Source organism: Reyranella sp., from assembly GCF_965229815.1.
Classification (GTDB): Bacteria; Pseudomonadota; Alphaproteobacteria; order Reyranellales; family Reyranellaceae; genus Reyranella.
Genome location: NZ_CBDDJN010000006.1, coordinates 2,182,836 through 2,202,402, shown reverse-complemented (window position 1 = coordinate 2,202,402; position 19,567 = coordinate 2,182,836). Strand labels below are relative to the sequence as shown.

Sequence of the window (19,567 nt, the reverse complement as noted above, 5' to 3'; positions counted from 1 at the left end):
CGGTCGGCAGCGCCTTTCCGGACCTGGCGCCGGCGCTGGTGTGTCTTTGGATGCCCTGCATCGGCAGGTGCCTTGATCGACCTCAAGTCATGCCGGCGCATTCGGGAGAACGAGCATCACGCGTCCCAGGCGATCGGATACTTGTTGAAGCCGCGGAAGCGGGCGCGGCCGCCGCGTTCGGGGGCACCGTCGCGCGCCAGCCCGTCGAAGCGCGACACCAGGCGGCCGATGGCGATCGTGCCCTCGAGCCGCGCCAGCACCGCGCCCAGGCACATATGGACGCCGGCGCCGAAGGCGACGTGGCGGTTCGGGTCGCGGCCGGCATCGAAGCGGTCGGGGGCGGGGAACTGCGCCGGATCGCGGTTGGCCGCGCCGATGCCGATATGGATGTAGGTGCCGGCCGCGAGCCGCTCGCCGCCCAGCTCCAGGTCGACGGTCAGCCGGCGGTTGCCGAGCTGGTTGGAGCTTTCGAAGCGCAGCCCCTCCTCGACGCAGGTCCGGAGCAGCCCGGGATCGGCCCGCAGGCGGGCCAGCTCGCGGGGAAAGCGCAGCAGCGCGTCGACCGTGTTGCCGATCAGGTTGGTCGTCGTCTCGTGGCCGGCGTTGAGCAGGAAGATGCAGTTCTGGACCAGCTCGTCGGGCGACAGGCGCGCGCCGTCGACCTCGCCGTGGATCAGCGCGCCCAGCACGTCGCGGTCGTCGGCCGGCCGTCGCCGCCGCTCGGCCACGAGTCCGGTCAGGTAGTCCGAGAACTCGGACACCGCCTCGTTGCCGGCACGCTGCCGCTCCGGTCCCGCGACCGGCTCCAGCGCGCCCAGGATCGCCAGCGAATAGCGCCGGAACGGCGCGCGGTCGCTGGCCGGCACGCCCAGCATGTCGCAGATCACTTCGACGGGCAGGCGGAAGGCGAAGTCCTCGACCAGGTCCATGCGGCCGGCCCCGGCATGGGCGTCGAGCAGCCCGTCGACCACCGCCTCGATGCGCGGCTGCAGCGCGGCGAGGGAGCGCGGCGTGAAGGCCGCCGCCAGGAGCCTGCGCACCCGCGTGTGCAGGGGCGGATCGTTGAACACCAGGCTGGTCGTGTGATGGCGGTAGAGCGGCGAGCCCTCGCCGAACTTCGGGCCGAACTCCGCCTTCTTGTCCGAGCTCATGCGCGGGTCGCGGTAGCAGGCCGCGATGTCGGCGTAGCGTGACAGGAACACGCTGCCGTCGGGCAGGCGCTTCAGCGGCGCGAAGCGGCGCAGCGCGTGATAGTAGGGGAAGGGATCGGCGAGGAAGGCCGGCTCGAGCCGGGCGAGGTCGAAGCGGCGGGCGAAGGCCTCGGCCTCGTCCGCCGGCAGCTCGACCAGGCCCGCCGTCAGAGCTGCGTCTCCGGCAAGGCGAAGACGGTGCGGCCGGCGGCCTTGAGCGGGCCGAGCTGGGCCAGGGCCGGCGGCAGGATCACCTCGGCGTAGAAGCGCGCGGTCACGACCTTGGCCTCGAGGAAGGCCGGGTCGCCGTCGCGCCCGGCGAGCTTGCCCTGGGCGACCAGGGCGCCCCGGGCCAGCAGCCAGCCGCCCAGCGCGGTGCCGGCCAGCCGCAGGAAGGGCACCGAGCCCGCGAGCGCCGCCACCAGCTCGCCCTTGACCGACTGGGCGACCCAGCGCGTCGCGTCCTCCAGGGCATCGGCGGCGGCCGACAGGCCGGTCCGGATGGCCGCCAGATCGTCGCCCGGCGCTGCTTCCATATCCTTGGCCGTGGCCCTCATCTCGGCGACCAGCGCCAGCATCGTCTCGCCGCCGTCCTTGGCGACCTTGCGGCCGACCAGGTCGCGCGCCTGGATGCCGTTGGTGCCCTCGTAGATCGGCAGGATGCGCGCGTCGCGCAGGTGCTGGGCGGCGCCGGTCTCCTCGACGAAGCCCATGCCGCCATGGACCTGCACGCCCAGCGAGGCGATCTCGTTGCCGAGGTCGGTGAACCACGCTTTGACGATCGGGATCAGCAGGTCGACGCGGTCCTGCGTCTTGCGGGCGGCCGTGCGGTCGGGATGCTTCAATGCGCCGTCTATGCCGGCTGCGGTGTAGTAGCCCAGCGCCCGCATCGCCTCGATCTGGGCGCGCATGGTCATCAGCATCCGCCGCACGTCGGCGTGGTGGATGATCGACACCGGCTGCGGCTGGGGGCTGCCGTCGTCCTTGGACTGGACGCGCTGCTTGGCGAAGGCGGCAGCCTGCTGGTAGGCGCGCTCGGCGATCGCCAGGCCCTGGATACCGACCGACAGGCGGGCATTGTTCATCATGGTGAACATGTAGGACAGGCCGCGGCCTTCCTCGCCGACCAGGTAGCCGACGGCGCCGCCATCGTCGCCGAACGACATCACGCAGGTCGGGCTGGCATGGATGCCGAGCTTGTGCTCGAGCGACACGCAGCGCAGGTCGTTGCGCTTGCCCGGCTTGCCGTCCTCGCCGACCAGGAACTTCGGGACGATGAACAGCGAGATGCCGCGCACCCCGGCCGGCGCGTCGGGCGTGCGCGCCAGGACGAGGTGCACGATGTTCTCGGCCATGTCGTGCTCGCCGTAGGTGATGAAGATCTTCTGGCCGGTGACCAGGTAATGGTCGCCGTCGCGCACCGCTCGGGTCTTGAGCTGGCCGAGGTCCGAGCCCGCCTGGGGCTCGGTCAGGTTCATCGTCCCGGTCCATTCGCCCGAGATCATCTTGGGCAGGAAGGTCGCCTTCTGCGGCTCCGAACCGTGATGATGGATGGCGTCGATCGCCCCCTGGTTCAGCAGCAGGACCAGGCCGAAGCCCATGTTGGCCGCCTGCCACATCTCCTGGACGGTCACCGCCAGCAGCCAGGGCATGCCCTGGCCGCCGAAGGCTGGGTCGAAGGGCAGCGAGTTCCAGCCCCCGTCGACGAACTCCTTGTAGATGCCGGCGAAGCCCGGGGCGGTGCGGACGACCCCGTTCTCCAGCCGGGCGCCGACCTTGTCGCCCTCGCGGTTGAGCGGCGCCAGGCCGTTGCCGGCCAGCTTGGCGGCCTCCTCCAGCACGGCGTCGACCGTGTCCTCGGTGGCATGCTCGTAGCCGGGCAGGGCGGCCACGCCGTGCAGGCCGGCCACTTCGCGCAGCGCGAAACGGATGTCGGCCAGCGGGGCGGTATAGGTCATAGGCTCTCCTCCGGGCCGCAATATGCCAGCCGAACGGAACGTGCTGTAGGTCGATTTTGGCGACCGGCTCGGCTATTTTCGCCTCCCATGACCGATACCGTACTGCTGTCTATCGACGGGCCGCGCGCCACGATCACCCTCAACGACCCGGCGAAGCACAACCGCCTCGACCCGGCGGGCCTGGCGCTGCTCAGGGAGGCGGTCGAGGCCGCCGACGCCGACCCGGCCGTCCGGGCCACCGTCATCACCGGCGCCGGGGAGAAGACCTTCTGCTCGGGCTACGATCTCGGCTCCATCCCGGCGGGCGACAAGCCGTCGAACGGCCAGCGCGACAGCGGCTTCGAGACGGTGATGGACCGCATCGAGGCGATGCGCATGCCGACCCTCTGCGCGCTCAACGGCGGCGTCTATGGCGGCGCGACCGACCTGGCGCTGGCCTGCGACTTCCGCCTCGGCGTGAAGGGAATGCGCTTCTTCATGCCGGCGGCGCGGTTCGGGCTGCACTACTATCCCGGCGGTCTGCGCCGCTACACCCAGAAGGTCAGCCCGAGCTTCGCCAAGCGGGCCTTCCTGCTTTCGGAGGACTTCTCCGACACCGACCTGCTGGCCGTCGGCTATCTCGACTGGCTGGTCGAGCGGGAAGCCTTCGCCGCCAAGGTCGACGAGGTCGCCGCCCGCCTTGCCACGTTGGCGCCGCTTTCGATGGCGAACATGAAGCGTGCCATCGAGCAGTATGCACAGGCGGAGCCCGACGTGGCCTCCATCCGGCAATCGATGCGCGAATGCGCGTCGTCGGACGATCTGCGCGAGGGCCTTGCCGCGCTGCGCGAGCGGCGCCAACCTTCCTTCAAGGGGCGCTAGGCCCCGGCGATGATGCAGCGCCGACTGGCCGCCATCGTGCACGCCGACCTCGCCGGCTTCACGCGCATGATGGAGGGCGCCGAGACCCGCACCTTCCGGCACCTGAAGTCGGCGCAGATCGACGTCTGGCGGCCGGCCATCGAGGCGTCGAGCGGACGGCTGGTCGGCACCGCCGGCGATGCCATGCTGGCCGAGTTCGGCTCGGCCGTGACCGCCGTCGGCGCCGCACTCGACATCCAGGAACGCATGGCGCGCTTCAACGAGGCGCTCGACACCGAGCAGCGCATGCTGTTCCGCATCGGCGTCCATCTCGGCGAGGTCATCGTCGACGACGAGGACCAGAACATCTTCGGCGACGGCGTCAATCTCGCCGCCCGCATCCAGGCCATGGCCGAGCCGGGCGGCATCGCGGTGTCGCGCGCGGTGCGCGACCTGGTCGAGCTGCGCGTCGAGTACATCTTCGTCGACGGCGGCGAGCACCAGCTGAAGAACGTGAGCCGCGCCGTGCAGATCTTCCACGTCCGGCAGTCGCGGGCGGCGGCGCTGCCCGTCGGGACGACGACGCGCATGGTGCCGCAGGTGACGCTGCGCTTCGAGGGCACGGATTCGACCAAGAACAAGCACACGTTCGAGGTGGCGCTCGACAAGCTGATGGGCCGTCCCGACGGCATGGTCATCGGCCGCGCCGCCGACCAGTGCGATTTCATCGTCGCCCATCCCACCGTGTCGCGCCGGCACGCCCGGCTCCGGATCGCCGGCGAGGCCCTGCAGGTGGAGGATCTCGGCTCGACCAACGGTACGCGCCTCGGCGAGCAGTCGCTGAAGGCGGGCGAACCGCTGGCGCTGCATGCCGGCAGCAAGCTGCGGCTGGGCGACGTCGAACTCCTCGTGCGCCAGCTCTAGGAAGCGTCCGGTGTCCGATCCCACCCAGTTCTCCGGCGCGGCGCCGGGCGCGGTTCCCGACGTCGACTACGTCGCCCTGCAGCCCGGCCAGACGATCGGCCGCTACGAGATCGTGGCGGTACTGGGCCAGGGCGGCTTCGGTATCACCTACCGGGCGCGCGACATCCAGCTCGGCCGCGAGGTGGCGATCAAGGAGTACCTGCCCTCGGCGCTGGCCTTCCGCCAGGACGGGGCCACGGTGCTGCCGCGGACCACCAAGATGGCCGACGATTTCGGCTGGGGCCGCGACCGTTTCGTCACCGAGGGCCGGACGCTCGCCAGCCTGCACCGCGTGCCGGCGATCGTGCAGGTGTTCGACTATCTCGAGGCCAACGGCACCGCCTACATCGTCATGGAGCTGCTGGCCGGCGAGACGCTCGAGGACCGTATCGCACGCAACGGCAAGCTGACCGCCGACGAGGTCGACCGCATCCTCTGGCCGCTGCTGAACGGGCTGGAGCAGGTCCACGATGCCGGCTTCCTGCATCGCGACATCAAGCCGGCCAACATCCTGCTCGACGCCACCGGCAACCCGACCCTCATCGACTTCGGCGCCTCGCGCGCGGCCATGGCCGGCCGCAGCGCCGCGCTCACGGCGATCTTCACGCCCGGCTATGCCGCCGCCGAGCAGATGACCTCGGCCAAGCAGGGGCCGTGGACGGACATCTACGGCCTGTCGGCCACGCTCTATCACGCCATCGCCGGCAAGGTGCCGCCGAGCGCCTTCGACCGCATGCTCGACGACACCTACGAGCCGCTGGCCAGGCTGAAGCCGTCGGGCTTCCCGCCGGGCGTGCTGGCGGGCGTCGACTCCGGGCTCGCGGTGGCCGCCCGCGACCGTCCGCAGAGCATCGCCGGCTGGCGCCCGATCCTGGGCCTCGCGGAGGCGCCGGCCGCCGACGCCACGATGGTGCTGGGCGCCGGGGCGCCGCCGCCAGCCGAGACGCGCCCGGCCCCACCGGTGGCGCCGCCACCGCCTGCCGCGCCCCCTGTATCGGCGCCGCCGGCCCGGCGAACGGGCACGTGGATCGCCGTGGCCGTGGCATTGCTGGCCCTGGCCGGGGGCGGCGGGTACTACGCGATGGCCACGCGCGGGCCCGATCCGGAGATGGTCAAGGCGCGTGCCGCCGCCGAGGCGGCGGAGGCCAAGCGGCGGCAGGCCGAGGAGGAGGCCGCCCGCCTGCGCGCCGAGAACGAGCAGCGCCAGAAAGCGGAGCAGGAAGCCGCGGCGCGCAAGCAGCAGGAGGAAGCCGAGGCCGCGGCCCGCCGCCAGAAGGCTGAGGCCGATGCCGCCGCCCAGCGCCAGAAGGAGGAGGCCGAGGCCACCGCCCGCCGCCAGAAGGAAGAGGCCGACGCGGCCGCCCGCAAGCAGTTCGAGGAAGACACGCGGCGCAAGATCGAGAAGGAGATCGCGGCCCAGAAGCAGGCCGAGGATGACGCGCGGCGCAAGGCCGAGGAGGAGGCCGAGGCGCGGCGCAAGGCGGTCGAGGAAGCGCGCAAGAAGGTCGAGTTCGTCTCCGGCGCCTTCGCGCATTTCGGCAAGTCGCTGATGATGATCGGGCTCAAGGACCATGCCGATGACGTCCGGCTGCAGGGCGTCGACATCGTGAACGACCCGGCGCTCCTGAAGGTCGGCGTCGACGCCTTGGCCAAGCAGCCGCGCGACATCCGCTGCCGGCAGACCGACCGGCTGACCGACGGCACGCCCCTCTATCGCTGCCTCATCACCCCCCTGGACGCCAAGCCGCCCCTGGCCGACGTCCCCGATTCGGACCGTGTCGACCTCGCCCTGGCGCTGGTCAAGAACGGGCTGCTCCTGGCGTCCTGCGACGCGCCACGCTCCTATGCCGACGCCGAGGACGATGCCCGTGGTCGAAAACAGGCGCTTTGGGGTAGAGTGAACGTTCTCGAGTACAAACGGAGATGCACCAAATGACTGCGTTGATTGCCCCGATGCCGTGGCGCACGGCTGGTCGCAGGATCGCCATGCGGCTGGTCGGCATCGTGGCGGCCCTCGGCCTGGCCAGCGCCTGCACCACCAGCGACAGCGGCGGTCCCTCCAACCAGACGATGGGCACGATCCTGGGCGCCGCGGTCGGCGGGACGGTCGGCGGGCTCGCCTTCGGCTCGGCCGGCGGCATCGTGGGCGGCGCCCTCGTCGGCGCGCTGGCCGGCAACCTCGTGGGCCGCGCGCTCGACCAGCAGGAGCGGACGCGGCTCGCCCAGGCGACGCAGAACGCCTTCGTGGCCGAGACCAACGTGCCCACCACGTACACGGTCGCGCCGACCCAGCCGACGAGCGGAACGGCGCCGCCGCCGACCGTGGTCGCGGCCAAGCCGGTCGCGGCGCCCTCGACGCGGGCCGACGGCAGCACCTGCCGCCCGATCGAGCTGACCGCGACCAAGAACGGCCAGACGACGACCGAGACGACGACGTTCTGCAGAGCCTCGGGCTCCAATGAGCTGAAGCCGGTCTCGGTCTAGGCCGGCTCCCGGCGGCCGCGCGGGCCGCCGATCCGCCGCCGGCGGAGCGCCGCTCTTGCGATATCGGCCCGGGTCGGGCGCAATGGCGCCCGACCGACAGTGCAGGAGAGGGGACATCCATGGCGGGCAATCCGAAGGCGGCAGAACTGCGCGCGCTCCTGGCGAAGGGTGATTTCATCCTGGCGCCGGGCATCTACGACGGCATCTCGGCGCGCGTCGCCGACGGCATGGGCTTCCCCGCCCTCTACATGACGGGCTATGGCGCCACGGCGTCGATGCTCGGCCTGCCCGATGCCGGCCTCGCGACCTACTCCGACATGGTCGGCCGCGCCGAGATGATCTGCTCGGTGGTAAAGACGCCGCTGATCGCCGATGCCGATACCGGCTACGGCGGGCTGCTCAACGTCCAGCGCACCGTGCGCGGCTACGAGGCGGCCGGGGTCGCGGCGATCCAGATCGAGGACCAGGAGATGCCCAAGAAGTGCGGCCACACGCCCGGCCGCCGCGTCGTGCCGGCCGAGGAGATGGCGACGAAGCTCAGGGTCGCCGTCGATGCACGGCGCCACGAGGAGACGCTGATCGTCGCCCGCACCGATGCCCGGACCGCGCACGGGCTGGAGGAGGCACTGCGCCGCGCCCGCCTCTACGAGGAGGCCGGCGCCGACATCATCTTCGTCGAATCGCCCGAGACCGAGGAGGAACTGGAGCGGATCGGGCGCGAGGTGAGCAAGCCGCTGCTCGCCAACATGGTGGAGTTCGGCAAGACGCCGCGCGTCGAGGTCGACCGGCTGAAGAAATGGGGCTTCGACCTCGCCATCTATCCCGGACTCGGCTTCAGCGTTGCCGCAGAGGCCATGCGGGAGGCCTGGGCCTATCTCAAGGACAAGGGCACGAGCAAGGGCATCGAAGTGCCACAATATCGCGGCATGCATGAGCTCATGGGATTTCCCGAGGTGTGGGACTTCGAGAAGCGCTGGGTTTCATGAACGCAAAGCAGTTCCTCGAGATGCTGGCCCGCCTGCCCGCGCGGGTCTGGCTGCAGGCGATCCTTGGCCTGATCGGCTTCGTCGTCCTGGCGACGCTGGGCTTCGCCCTGATTGCCGGCGTGGCGGCGGTCGTTCTGGTGGTCATCCTGGCCTTCAAGGCCCGGCAGTGGCTGGCCGGCCTGTTCACCGGTCGGCCGGTGCGGGAGCCGCCGGGCCGGCCGGACCGCAAGGTGATCGACGTCCAGTACGAGATCGTCGACCGCCGCAAGGACGACGTGCCGCGCTAGTCTTGGGCTGCCGGCCTCCAGGCGCGCCTCTTGTCATCCTGAGCGCAGCGAAGGATCTCATGCCGCCTGCAGTCGGCGATGAGGTCCTTCGCTACGCTCAGGACGACAGAATTTGAGCGGGCCCGGAGGCCCGCAGCCTGGCGGGACTCAGGCCGACGGGTCGAGGATCTTGCCGGGATTCATCAGGTTGTCCGGATCGAGCGCCCGCTTGATGGCGCGCATCGTGTCGAGCTCGATCCGCGAGCGGTAGTGCGCCAGTTCCTCGACCTTCATCTGGCCGATCCCGTGCTCGGCCGAGATCGAGCCGCCATAGGCCACCACGAGGTCGTAGACCGCACCCGAGATCGCCTCGGCATGGGCCATGAAGCGCGGCTTGTCCCAGCCTTCGGGCGCCTGGCAGTTGAAGTGCAGGTTGCCGTCGCCGACATGGCCGAACGGCACCGGGCGGCACTCGGGCAGGGCCTTCTTCATGGCCGCGAGGCCTTCTTCCATGAAGGTCGGGATGCGACTCACCGACACCGAGATGTCGTGCTTGATCGACGGGCCTTCGCGCTTCTGGGATTCCGAATGGTTCTCGCGCAGCGCCCAGAAGGCCCGCGCCTGCGCCTCGTTCTGCGCCAGCGCGGCGTCGAGGACGAGGCCCTTCTCCAGCGCCTCGCCGAGATAGGCTTCCATCTTCTCCGCCAGCCCCGTCTGGTTGGCGCCGGGCCGGCGGGGCCGCGTCGAGGACCATTCCAGCAGCACGTACCAGTCGTGCCGTTCCGCCAGCGGGTCGGCGGCGCCGGGAACGTGCTTCAGCACCAGGTCGATGCCCTGGCGGGCCATCAGCTCGCAGGAGGTGACGTTGTCCTCGCTGGCGGCGTGGGCGCCGCTCAGCAGCGCCACCGCGGCCTCGGGCGAGGGCACGGCGATCCAGGCCGTCGCGACGTCCTTGGGCTTTGGCCAGATCTTGAGCACGGCCCGGGTGATGATGCCGAGCGTGCCCTCGGCGCCGAGATAGAGGTCGCGCAGGTCGTAGCCGGTATTGTCCTTCTTGAGCGCCCGCAGCCCGTCCCAGATCTCGCCCTGGGGCGTCACGACCTCGAGGCCCAGGACGAGCTGGCGGGCGTTGCCGTAGTGCAGCACCTGGACGCCGCCGGCATTGGTCGCGAGGTTGCCGCCGATCGTGCAGCTCCCCTCGGCCGCCAGGCTGAGCGGGAACAGCCGGTCGTGCTCGGCGGCCGTGTCCTGGATCGTCTTCAGCACGACGCCCGCCTCGACCGTCATCGTGTAGCCGATCGGGTCGACCTCGAGGATGCGGTTCATTCGGTTGAGCGACAGCACGATCTCGCGGCCGTCCCGGTCCGGCGTGCCGCCGCCCACCATGCCGGTGTTGCCGCCCTGGGGCACCACCGCGACGCCCTCGGCGGCGCACAGCTTCACGACGGCGGCGACCTCCTCGGTGGAGGCGGGCCGCACGACGGCCAGCGCCGCGCCGAGATAGTTCTCGCGCCAGTCGGTGAGGTAGGGGTGCTTGGCCGCCTCGTCGGTCACCAGGCCGCGGTCGCCGACGATGCCGCGCAGTCTGTCGATGAAGTCTGTTGTCACAGGCGGAGGATCTTGCCGGGGTTCATGATGTTCTTCGGATCGAGGGCCCGCTTGATCGAGCGCATCGTGTCGAGCTCGATCTTCGAGCGGTAGTGCGCCAGCTCGTCGATCTTCTCGATGCCGATCCCGTGCTCGGCCGAGATCGAGCCGGTCATGTCGCGCACCAGGTCGTTCACCGCGCGCGTGATGGCCGGCGAATACTGGCGCAGCGTCTCGCGGTCCATGCCCTTGGGGCCCATGAACGAGAAGTGGATGTTGCCGTCGCCGATATGGCCGAGCGGGTAGGGCCGGATGCTGGGCAGGATGTCGGTCACCGCCTTCAGCCCCTGCTCGATGAAGGCCGGCACCCGCGACGTCGAGACCGAAACGTCGTAGCTGAGGCCGGGCCCCTCGGCGCGCGAGGCCGGGGCGACCGATTCGCGGATCACCCACATGTTGCGCGCCTGCGCCTCGTTCTGGGCGATCACGGCGTCGAGCACCCGGCCGTTCTCGAACTGCTCGGCGAGGAACTGCTCCATCTTCTCGGCCATGCCCTCGGCGCCGTCGGTCCTCGGCCGCGACGACGACCATTCGAGCAGCAGGAACCACGGCGTGTCGGCCTTGAGCGGATCCTGCACGCCGGGAATATGACGCATCACCATGTCGACGCCGGCGCGGCTCATCAGCTCGCAGGAACCGACATTGTCCTCCGACGCCGAATGGGCCTCCGACAGGATCTCGATGGCGGCCTGCGGATCGCGCACCGCGAGCCAGGCCGTCGCCACGTCCTTGGGCGCCGGCCACAGCTTCAGCACCGCCTTGGTGATGATGCCCAGCGTGCCCTCGGCGCCCATGAAGAGGTGCTTGAGGTCGTAGCCGGTATTGTCCTTCTTGAGCGAGCGCAGGCCGTTCCAGATGTCGCCGTTGGGCAGCACGACCTCGAGGCCGAGCACGAGGTTGCGCGCGTTGCCGTAGCGCAGCACCTGGACGCCGCCGGCATTGGTCGAGAGGTTGCCGCCGATCAGGCAGGAGCCCTGGGCGCCGAGGCTGAGCGGGAAGAAGCGGTCGTGGGCCGCCGCCGTCTCCTGCAGCGTCTGCAGGATGCAGCCCGCCTCCACCGTCATCGCGTAGCCGACCGGGTCGACCTCGATCACCTTGTTCATGCGGCCGAGCGACAGGACGATGCCGCTGTGCGTCGGCCACGGCGTGGCGCCGCCCATCAGGCCGGTGTTGCCGCCCTGGGGCACGATGGCGATGCCGTGCTCGTGGCAGAGCTTCACCACGCCGGAGACTTCCTCGGTCGTCGCCGGCCGCACCACGACCGCGGCGCTGCCGACCAGCGTCCCGCGCCAGTCGCGCACGAACGGCTCCTTGCCCGGCTCGTCCAGGATCAGGCCCTTGTCGCCGACGACGGCGCGCAGCCCGTCGAGGATCGCGGGCGTCACCGGCGCGGTCGGGATGTTGGGCGGCGTCAGGGTATCGGGCATCGCTTCCTCGCTTTTGTCGCAGCCTACTGCCGGCGGTCCTTGTCGTCATCCGCGGCGGCCCGGCGCAGTCGGTCGTTGATCGCGAGGCCGAGCCCCGTTTCGGGAATGGGCATGACTGCGATGCGGCTGACGTCCGGCCGGTCGAGGGCGCGCAGCATGGCGAAGAGGTTGGCGGCGGCCTCGCCGAGGTCGCCGGCCGGGCTGAGGTTGAGCGTGTGCCGCCCGCCGGCCGGTGGAGCCGGACCGAACGCCAGCAGGCCTTCGTCGGCCGCTACGTCGATGGCCTGCAGGCGCACCGGCCGTGAAGGCGCGTAATGGCTCTCGAGCTGTCCGGGCGAGGAGCGCGGGGCGTCGCCGCCGGGCACGGCCCCGCTCAGCGCCACCGGCCCGATCACCGCCTCGATGGCCTCGCGCGTCGCGCCGCCCGGTCGCAGCAGGGTCGGCCTCGGCGTGGTGAGGTCGAGCACCGTCGATTCCAGCCCGACGGCGCAGGGCCCGCCGTCGAGGATCAGGTCGACCCGTGCGCCCAGCGAGTCGGCCACGTGCTCGGCACGGGTCGGGCTGACGGTGCCGCTGCGATTGGCCGACGGTCCGGCGATCGGCCGGCCGGCGGCGCGGATCAGGGCCTGCGCCACGGGGTGGGCCGGGGCGCGGATGGCCACCGTGTCGAGGCCCGCGGTCGCCAGCAACGCGATCGGCGAGCCCTCCGTCCGCGGCAGCACCAGGGTGAGCGGTCCCGGCCAGAAGGCCGCCGCCAGCCGGTCGGCGAGCGCGGTCCAGCGCACGAACTCTCGGGCCGCGGCGGCGTCGGCGACATGCGCGATCAGCGGGTTGAAGTGCGGCCGCCCCTTGGCCTCGAAGATCCGCGCGACCGCGCGCTCGTTGGTGGCGTCGGCGCCGAGCCCGTAGACCGTCTCGGTCGGGAAGGCGACCAGCCCGCCGTCGCGGATCAGCCGCGCCGCCTCCTCGACGTGCGTCGGACCGACGATCAACGGCACGCCTTGCTGCGGGCGATGAAATGCGGGTTGCGGAAGGCTTCCTTGCCGTAGGTGAGCGGCGCGCCGTCGGTCGTCACGACCTCGCCGCCGGCCGCCGCCAGCACGGCGTGCCCGGCCGCGGTATCCCATTCGCTGGTCGGCCCGAAGCGCGGATAGATGTCGGCCTTGCCCTCGGCGATCAGGCAGAACTTCAGCGACGAGCCGGCCTGGATGCGATCGGCGACCGTGAGGTTGTTGTTGCGGAACCAGATGTCGAGGTCGCTGTAGATCGCGTGGCTGCGGCTGGCGCAGGCGGTGAAGCCGTGCGGCGGGGCCGGCCGGGTGGCGATGGAGACGAAGCCGCCGCCGTTCTCGCGCTTGTCGGCGCCGCTCTCGACGTCGCCGCGCCACAGCGTGTCGCTGGCCGGTGCCAGCACGACGCCGAGCGTCGGGGTTCCGTCCTCGACCAGGGCGATGTTGACGGTGAACTCCCCATTCCTCTTGATGAACTCCTTGGTGCCGTCGAGTGGATCGACCAGCCAGAACGGGCCGTCGTCGAGGACGGGAATGCGGCCCGCCGCCATCTCCTCCTCGGCCACCACCGGCGTGCTGGGCGTGAGCGCGCGCAGGCCGGCGACGATCACCGCCTCGGCGGCATGATCGGCATCGGTCACCGGGCTCTTGTCGGCCTTGTCGCGCACGCCGAGGTCGCCGGCATAGATGCGCATGATCTCGCGCGCCGCCTGATCGGCGAACTCGGTGCAGGAGCGGAGCAGGGTCTTGCGGTCGGGAAGCGGAGCGGGCACGGGATCCGTTGCGTTGGTGGCGGCGACCTTATAACCCATTCGACCATGGCAAACAGGCTTCTGGGCGTCATATCGGCCCTGCCCGAGGAACTCGCCCACCTGTCCGACCGCTCCGGCGACATCCGGGAGATCGGCGGCCTGGCGTTCTGGCGGGGCGAGATCGCCGGCCGCGAGGCGGTGTTCGTCGAATCGGGCGCCGGCAAGGTCAATGCCGGCGTGGCGACGTCGCTGCTGCTCGACCGCTTCGACTGCCGGGCGCTGCTGCTGTGCGGCGTCGCGGGCGGCCTCGACCCGGCGCTGGGCGTCGGCGACGTGGTGATCGGCACGAGCAACACGCAGCACGATTTCGGCATCCACCGTGACGGCGGCTTCCACACCATCCAGCCGGGCAGCCGGCCCTCGCTGGGCCAGGAATGGGCGCCAGGCTACCCGCTGGCCGATCCTCTGGTCGCACGCCTGCGTGCGGCGGCTGCGGGCATGGCGCTCGAGGCCCTGCCGGAGTCCGTCGGCGTCGGCCGGCGCGTGCCGGCGGTGCATTTCGGCGCCATCCTCACCGGCGACGCCTTCGTGAACGCCGACGCGCTGCGCGAGCGCCTGCATCGCACCTTCGGGGCCCAGGCGGTCGAAATGGAAGGCGGCGCGGTGGCCCAGGTGGCGCGGCGCTGGGGCGACGACATCGCCTTCGTCAACGTCCGCTGCCTGAGCGACCTCGCCGGCAGCGACAGCCATGTAGACTTCCGCGCCTTCCTCCCGGTCGCCGCCCGCTCCGCCTCGCAGGTCGCGCACCGGCTGGCGCCGGTGATCTGACGCTCGGGGCGGCGGGCAAGACTGTCATCCCGAGCGTGGCGAGGGACCTTTCCCGTTGCCTCGAGGTCCCTCGCTGCGCTCGGGATGACACCGGACCGTCGCGATCAGCCCTTCAGCACCCGGCCCGCGACGGCATCGAGCTTCTTCGCCATCTCGGGCGAGCGGGCGGCCGGCGCGGTGATCAGGGCATGCTCCAGCGCATGGTCGCAGCCGGCGGGGCAGGGCGCGGGCCGCGCCTTCGCGAGGCGCGGCGCGACCATGGTGACCAGCGACTTGGCGCGCTCGGCATTGTCGAGCAGCACGCGGACGATGTCGGCGACCTGCACATGGTCGTGGTCGGGATGCCAGCAGTCGAAGTCGGTGACCATGGCGACGGTCACGTAACAGATCTCCGCCTCGCGGGCGAGCTTGGCCTCCGGCATGTTGGTCATGCCGATCACGTCGCAGCCCCAGCTCCGGTAGAGGCGCGATTCGGCAAGGCTGGAGAACTGCGGACCTTCCATCGCCAGATAAGTGCCGCCGAAGCGGATCGGAAACCCGGCGTCCCTGGCGCAGTCGTGCACGATCTCGGCCAGGCGGTTGCAGGTCGGATGGGCCATCGAGACGTGCGCCACCAGGCCCTCGCCGAAGAAGCTCTTCTCGCGCGCGAAGGTGCGGTCGATGAACTGGTCGACGACGACGAAATGGCCGGGCGGCAGGTCCTCGCGCAGCGAGCCGCAGGCCGACAGCGACAGGATGTCGGTGACGCCGACCCGCTTCAGTGCGTCGATGTTGGCGCGGTAGTTGATCGAGGTGGGCGAATGGCGGTGGCCTCGGCCGTGCCGCGGCACGAAGACGAGCTGCAGCCCGTCGAGCTCGCCGAAGAGGAACTCGTCGGACGTCTCTCCGAACGGCGATTCGACGCATCGCCACGTCGCGCCTTTCAGTCCCGCGATCTCGTAGAGCCCGCTGCCCCCCAGGATGCCCAACACCGTCATGTGCCTCTCCTTGCTGGCCTTGGTGTATCATCCCGGCCGCACAATGCGAGGTACGAAATCATGGGCAAGCTCGACGGCAAGGTCACCATCGTCACCGGCGCCACCAGCGGCATCGGCCGGCGCACCGTCGAGATCTTCGCCCGCGAAGGCGCCAGGGTGGTCGCGACCGGCCGCCGCGAGGAGCTCGGCCGCTCGCTGGAAGCGTCGGTCGGCAAGGACAAGTGCCTGTTCGTCACCGCGGACGCGACCCGGGAGGACGACGTCAAGGCGATGATCGACGTCTGCCTGTCGAAGTGGGGCCGGCTCGACTGCCTGTTCAACAATGCCGGCGGTCCGGCGCCGGTGGGCGGCATCGAGACCGTCCCCGTCGAGGGCTTCGACGCGGCGATGGCGACCCTGGTGCGCTCGGTGATGCTGGGCATGAAGCACGCCGCGCCGGTCATGATGAAACAGGGCTCGGGCAGCATCATCAACAACGGCAGCGTCGCCGGCCGGCGGGCGGGCTATTCGACCTCGATGATCTACGGAGCCGCCAAGGCGGCGGTGAACCACCTCACGGTCTGCGCCGCCATGCAGCTCGGCGAGAAGAACGTGCGCTGCAACTCGATCTCGCCCGGCGGCATCGCCACGGGAATCTTCGCCAAGGCGCTGGGGCTGGCGCCCGACAAGGCCGACACGTTCGCCGAGGCCATGAAGGCCGGCATGGCCAAGGCCCAGCCAATCCCGCGTGCCGGCAGTGTCGACGACATCGCCCATGCCGCGGTGTTCCTGGCGTCCGACGAGTCGAGCTTCATCAACGGCCACGACCTCGTCGTCGACGGCGGCATGGTCGGCGGCCGCATGTGGACGCCGCACCAGGAGGGCGTTCAGGCCATGCGCCAGGCGTTCGGGGTCGACGATGCGGTGTGAGGGTCACGCGATCGCGCGGCGTGGCGCGGCCGCGCTGCTGGCCGGACTGGCCTTGTGGCTGGCCGGCCCCGTTCGGCCGGCCGGCGCCGCCGACATCGCGCTGACGCCGCTGGTGGCCGAGGTGCTGGCGGTGCCGCGTCCGGTCCTCATCGCCGACAACCGGCGCCATCTCGTCTACGAGGTGCAGCTCGCCAATGCGACGCCCAGCGCCGTCGAGCTGCAGAAGGCCGATGTCGTCGACGGCGCGGGCAAGGTGCTGCTGAGCCTCGATCGCGGCGCGCTGGCCCAACGGCTCTCGCTGGGCGGCCGCCGGGGCGCCGAGACGGCGGACCTCGCCGCCGGCCAGTTCGGCGTGCTCTTCCTCCATGTGTCTCTTGCCGAGGCCGACGCAGTGCCGCGGTCGCTCGCGCTGCGCGTGTCGATGCGCCTCGTCCAGCCCGGGGTCGATCTGACGACCACCATCGCCCGCACCGAGGTGGTCGATTCGCCGGCGCCGGTGCTCGGGCCGCCGTTCGTCGGCAAGGGATACGTCGCCGCCGACGGATGCTGCGATTCCATCCGTCACGTCCGCGCCCTGTTGCCGCTCAACGGCCGCTTCGCGCTGGCCCAGCGCTATGCCATCGACTGGGAGCAGATCGACGACACGAATCGGCTGGTCAGCGGCGACCTCAAGGCGCTCACCAGCTACGTGATCTACGGCCGCGAGGTGCTGGCTGTCGCCGACGGCACGGTGGTGGCCGCGCGAAACGACCTGCCGGAACAGGTGCCCGGCGCCCTGCCGAAGGCGATGACGATCGACCAGGCCGACGGCAACTTCGTGGTGCAGGACGTTGGCGGCGGCAACTTCGTCCTCTACGCCCACATGCAGCCGGGCAGCGTCCGCGTGACCGCCGGCATGACGGTGAAGCGCGGCGACTCGCTGGGCAAGGTGGGCAACAGCGGCAACACCCAGGCGCCGCACCTGCACCTGCACGTCATGGACGGACCCTCGCCGCTCCTGTCCAACGGCGTTCCCTATGTCTTCGACTCCTTCACCGTCACCGCCCTGAACAGGATCGGTACGGCCGATTTCGACAAGGCGGAGGCGACGGGCTCGCCGCTGACGCTCGCGCCCGTGTCGCCGCCGCAGCGCCGCCAGGGGATGCTGCCGATCGACCTCTCCGTCGTCGATTTCGCCCGCTGATGCGCCCGGGCGCTCGCCAGTCCCGCGGGGAACCGTCATGATCGGCCGGCTGGCAGCGAGGAGGACCGGTGGGTAGGGAATTCTGGAAGTCGGCCTGCCCGCACGATTGCCCCAGCGCCTGTTCGCTGGAGGTCGAGCGGTTGTCCTCGACGCGCATCGGCCGCATCCGCGGCGCGGCGGCCAACACCTATACCGACGGCGTCGTCTGCGCCAAGGTCGCCCGCTATGCCGAGCGGGTGCATCACCCCGGGCGCCTGACGCAGCCGCTGCAGCGCATCGGCGAGAAGGGGCAGGGGACCTTCCGGCCGATCTCCTGGGACGACGCGCTGGACGAGGTTGCCGAGGCCTTCCGGCGTGCCACGGGCCGGCACGGGCCCGAGGCCGTCTGGCCCTACCATTCCGGCGGCACGATGGGCGTGGTGCAGCGCTGGGGCATCGACCGGCTGCGTCATGCCTTCGGCTATTCCCGCCAGAAGACCACGATCTGCATGACCCCGGCGGAATCGGGCTGGCGGGCCGGCGTCGGCAGGCTGCTGGGGCCCGATCCGCGCGAGATGGCCCAGTCCGACCTGATCGTGGTGTGGGGCGGCAACCCGGTTTCGACCCAGGTCAACGCGATGACCCACATCGCCAAGGCCCGCAAGCAGCGCGGCGCCAAGCTCGTCGTGGTCGACGTCTACCGGACCCCGACGATCGAGGCGGCCGACATCGGGCTTGTGCTGCGGCCGGGCACCGACGGTGCGCTGGCGCTCGCCATGATGCATGTGATCCTGAAGGAGGGGATGGCCGACCGAGCCTACCTCGCGCGCTACAGCGACTTCGGGCCGGACGTCGAGGCGCATCTCGCCGGGCGGACGCCGGAATGGGCCTCGGCCATCACCGGCCTGCCGGTCGAGGACATCGTGTCCTTCGCCCGCCTCTACGGCGGCACGCAGCGGACCTTCCTGCGGCTGGGCTTCGGCTTCACCCGCTCGCGCAACGGCGCGGCGGCGATGCACGCCGTGACCTGCCTGCCGGCGCTCACCGGCGCCTGGCGGCATCCCGGCGGCGGCGCCTTCTTCCTGAGCTGGGACAACTGGAAGCTCGACACGACGCTCGCGCACGGGCTCGACATGATCGATCCGGCGACGCGCGTGCTCGACCAGTCGCGCATCGGCCCGGTCCTGTGCGGCGAGGCCGATGCGCTGGCCGGCGGGCCACCCGTGATGGCGATGCTGATGCAGAACGCCAACTCGGCCAACGTCGCGCCCGACAGCGCGGCGGTCGCGCGCGGGCTGGGGCGCGAGGACCTCTTCACCTGCGTGCACGAGCAGTTCATGACGGCGACCGCGAAGTACGCCGACATCCTGCTGCCGGCCGCGATGTTCCTCGAATACGACGACATCTACTACGGGCTCGGCCACACGCATCTCACGGTCGGGCCGGCCGTGCTCGACCGCCACGAGGACTGCCGCACCAACCACGAGCTGATCTGCGGGCTGGCCGAACGGCTGGGCGCGCCGCAGCAGAGCTTTCGCATGAGCGCGGTCGAGCTGCTCGACGCGACCCTGCGCGCGTCGGGACGGGGCAGCTGGGCGGAGGCGGCGGCGCGCGGCTGGATCGACTGCGCGATGGGCGAGGAAGCGGCGCATTTCCGCGACGGCTTCCCGTCGAGCGACGGCCGCTTCCACTTCCGGCCGGACTGGTCGGCGGTCGGCCCCTACCATGCCGGCCTGCCGTCGCTGCCCGAGCATGTCGAGAACTACGAGCGCGCGACGGCGGACCTGCCGTTCCGCCTGGTCGTGCCGCCGGCCCGCGCGTTCCTCAACACGACCTTCACCGAGACGCCGGGATCCGCCGGCCGCGAGGGCGAGCCGCGGGCGCTGATCCACGAGGACGATGCCGCCCGGCTCGGCCTCTCCGATGGCTCGGTGGTGGTGCTGGGCAATGGCCGCGGCCGCGTGCGGGTGAAGGCCCGGCCGTCGCGGACCGCCCGGCCCGGCGTGGTCATCGTCGAGGGCAACTGGCCGAGCGGGGCCTATCTCGACGGTGTCGGGATCAACGTCCTGATCGGCGCCGATCCGGTGCCGCCCAACGGCGGCGTCGCCTTCCACGACACGGCCGTCTGGATGAGTTCTGCCTGAGAGCGGATTCCGAGAAGGACGAGG

The 19,567-nt window shown here is 71.0% G+C and carries 17 protein-coding genes; 10 read left to right on the top strand and 7 right to left on the bottom strand.

Annotated features, from left to right (window positions below):
• Positions 1–116 precede the first annotated feature (116 nt).
• Both ACO073_RS21755 and ACO073_RS21750 read right to left on the bottom strand, forming a co-directional pair.
• Complete coding sequence (locus ACO073_RS21755; protein ID WP_422000232.1) at positions 117–1,202, bottom strand: cytochrome P450; 1,086 nt, start codon at positions 1,200–1,202, stop codon at positions 117–119.
• Positions 1,203–1,357: 155 nt separating this feature from the next.
• A complete protein-coding gene (locus tag ACO073_RS21750; protein ID WP_422000230.1) occupies positions 1,358–3,148 on the bottom strand; it encodes an acyl-CoA dehydrogenase in 1,791 nt (596 codons plus the stop codon).
• An 87-nt stretch (positions 3,149–3,235) separates the two neighbouring features.
• On the opposite strand from ACO073_RS21750, the gene ACO073_RS21745 reads away from it, so the two are divergent.
• From ACO073_RS21745 to ACO073_RS21720, 6 genes are all read left to right on the top strand, one after another.
• The gene (locus ACO073_RS21745; RefSeq protein WP_422000229.1) at positions 3,236–4,009 is read left to right on the top strand and encodes an enoyl-CoA hydratase/isomerase family protein; all 774 of its coding nucleotides are present in this window, start codon (positions 3,236–3,238) and stop codon (positions 4,007–4,009) included.
• Between the two features lie 9 nt (positions 4,010–4,018).
• On the top strand, positions 4,019–4,912 hold the full coding sequence (locus tag ACO073_RS21740; protein WP_422000228.1) for an FHA domain-containing protein: 894 nt from the start codon (positions 4,019–4,021) through the stop codon (positions 4,910–4,912).
• A 10-nt stretch (positions 4,913–4,922) separates the two neighbouring features.
• Positions 4,923–6,887 (top strand): protein kinase domain-containing protein, encoded by a 1,965-nt coding sequence (locus ACO073_RS21735; protein WP_422000226.1) that lies wholly within the window; start codon positions 4,923–4,925, stop codon positions 6,885–6,887.
• A complete protein-coding gene (locus tag ACO073_RS21730) occupies positions 6,884–7,435 on the top strand; it encodes a glycine zipper domain-containing protein (RefSeq protein ID WP_422000224.1) in 552 nt (183 codons plus the stop codon). The genes ACO073_RS21735 and ACO073_RS21730 overlap by 4 nt, the downstream gene beginning before the upstream one ends.
• Positions 7,436–7,554: 119 nt before the next feature.
• Entirely contained in the window at positions 7,555–8,421 is an 867-nt protein-coding gene (locus tag ACO073_RS21725) for an isocitrate lyase/PEP mutase family protein (protein ID WP_422000222.1), read from the top strand.
• The gene (locus tag ACO073_RS21720; RefSeq protein ID WP_422000221.1) at positions 8,418–8,708 is read left to right on the top strand and encodes a hypothetical protein; all 291 of its coding nucleotides are present in this window, start codon (positions 8,418–8,420) and stop codon (positions 8,706–8,708) included. The genes ACO073_RS21725 and ACO073_RS21720 overlap by 4 nt, the downstream gene beginning before the upstream one ends.
• Before the next feature lie 147 nt (positions 8,709–8,855).
• Here ACO073_RS21720 and ACO073_RS21715 read toward each other — a convergent pair whose 3' ends face one another.
• Genes ACO073_RS21715 through cysQ form a run of 4 tightly spaced genes read right to left on the bottom strand, consistent with a single transcriptional unit; the run spans position 8,856 to position 13,583 of the window.
• On the bottom strand, positions 8,856–10,295 hold the full coding sequence (locus tag ACO073_RS21715) for an FAD-binding oxidoreductase (protein ID WP_422000219.1): 1,440 nt from the start codon (positions 10,293–10,295) through the stop codon (positions 8,856–8,858).
• Positions 10,292–11,761: an FAD-binding oxidoreductase gene (locus tag ACO073_RS21710; RefSeq protein ID WP_422000218.1), complete on the bottom strand. Its 1,470-nt coding sequence runs from the start codon at positions 11,759–11,761 to the stop codon at positions 10,292–10,294. The genes ACO073_RS21715 and ACO073_RS21710 overlap by 4 nt, the downstream gene beginning before the upstream one ends.
• A gap of 23 nt (positions 11,762–11,784) precedes the next feature.
• Positions 11,785–12,753 (bottom strand): L-threonylcarbamoyladenylate synthase, encoded by a 969-nt coding sequence (locus ACO073_RS21705; RefSeq protein WP_422000216.1) that lies wholly within the window; start codon positions 12,751–12,753, stop codon positions 11,785–11,787.
• Positions 12,750–13,583, bottom strand: a complete 834-nt coding sequence (cysQ, locus tag ACO073_RS21700; RefSeq protein ID WP_422000214.1) for a 3'(2'),5'-bisphosphate nucleotidase CysQ — start codon at positions 13,581–13,583, stop codon at positions 12,750–12,752. The genes ACO073_RS21705 and cysQ overlap by 4 nt, the downstream gene beginning before the upstream one ends.
• A gap of 6 nt (positions 13,584–13,589) precedes the next feature.
• Here cysQ and mtnN point away from each other — a divergent pair, with 6 nt between their 5' ends.
• Entirely contained in the window at positions 13,590–14,351 is a 762-nt protein-coding gene (gene mtnN, locus ACO073_RS21695) for a 5'-methylthioadenosine/S-adenosylhomocysteine nucleosidase (protein ID WP_422000212.1), read from the top strand.
• Between the two features lie 104 nt (positions 14,352–14,455).
• Here mtnN and ACO073_RS21690 read toward each other — a convergent pair whose 3' ends face one another.
• Complete coding sequence (locus ACO073_RS21690; protein ID WP_422000210.1) at positions 14,456–15,328, bottom strand: S-methyl-5'-thioadenosine phosphorylase; 873 nt, start codon at positions 15,326–15,328, stop codon at positions 14,456–14,458.
• 60 nt (positions 15,329–15,388) lie between these two features.
• Here ACO073_RS21690 and ACO073_RS21685 point away from each other — a divergent pair, with 60 nt between their 5' ends.
• From ACO073_RS21685 to ACO073_RS21675, 3 genes are all read left to right on the top strand, one after another.
• Positions 15,389–16,237, top strand: a complete 849-nt coding sequence (locus tag ACO073_RS21685; RefSeq protein ID WP_422000209.1) for an SDR family NAD(P)-dependent oxidoreductase — start codon at positions 15,389–15,391, stop codon at positions 16,235–16,237.
• The gene (locus tag ACO073_RS21680) at positions 16,227–17,420 is read left to right on the top strand and encodes a M23 family metallopeptidase (RefSeq protein WP_422000207.1); all 1,194 of its coding nucleotides are present in this window, start codon (positions 16,227–16,229) and stop codon (positions 17,418–17,420) included. The genes ACO073_RS21685 and ACO073_RS21680 overlap by 11 nt, the downstream gene beginning before the upstream one ends.
• A gap of 68 nt (positions 17,421–17,488) precedes the next feature.
• Positions 17,489–19,543 (top strand): molybdopterin-containing oxidoreductase family protein, encoded by a 2,055-nt coding sequence (locus tag ACO073_RS21675; RefSeq protein ID WP_422000206.1) that lies wholly within the window; start codon positions 17,489–17,491, stop codon positions 19,541–19,543.
• Positions 19,544–19,567: the final 24 nt, after the last annotated feature.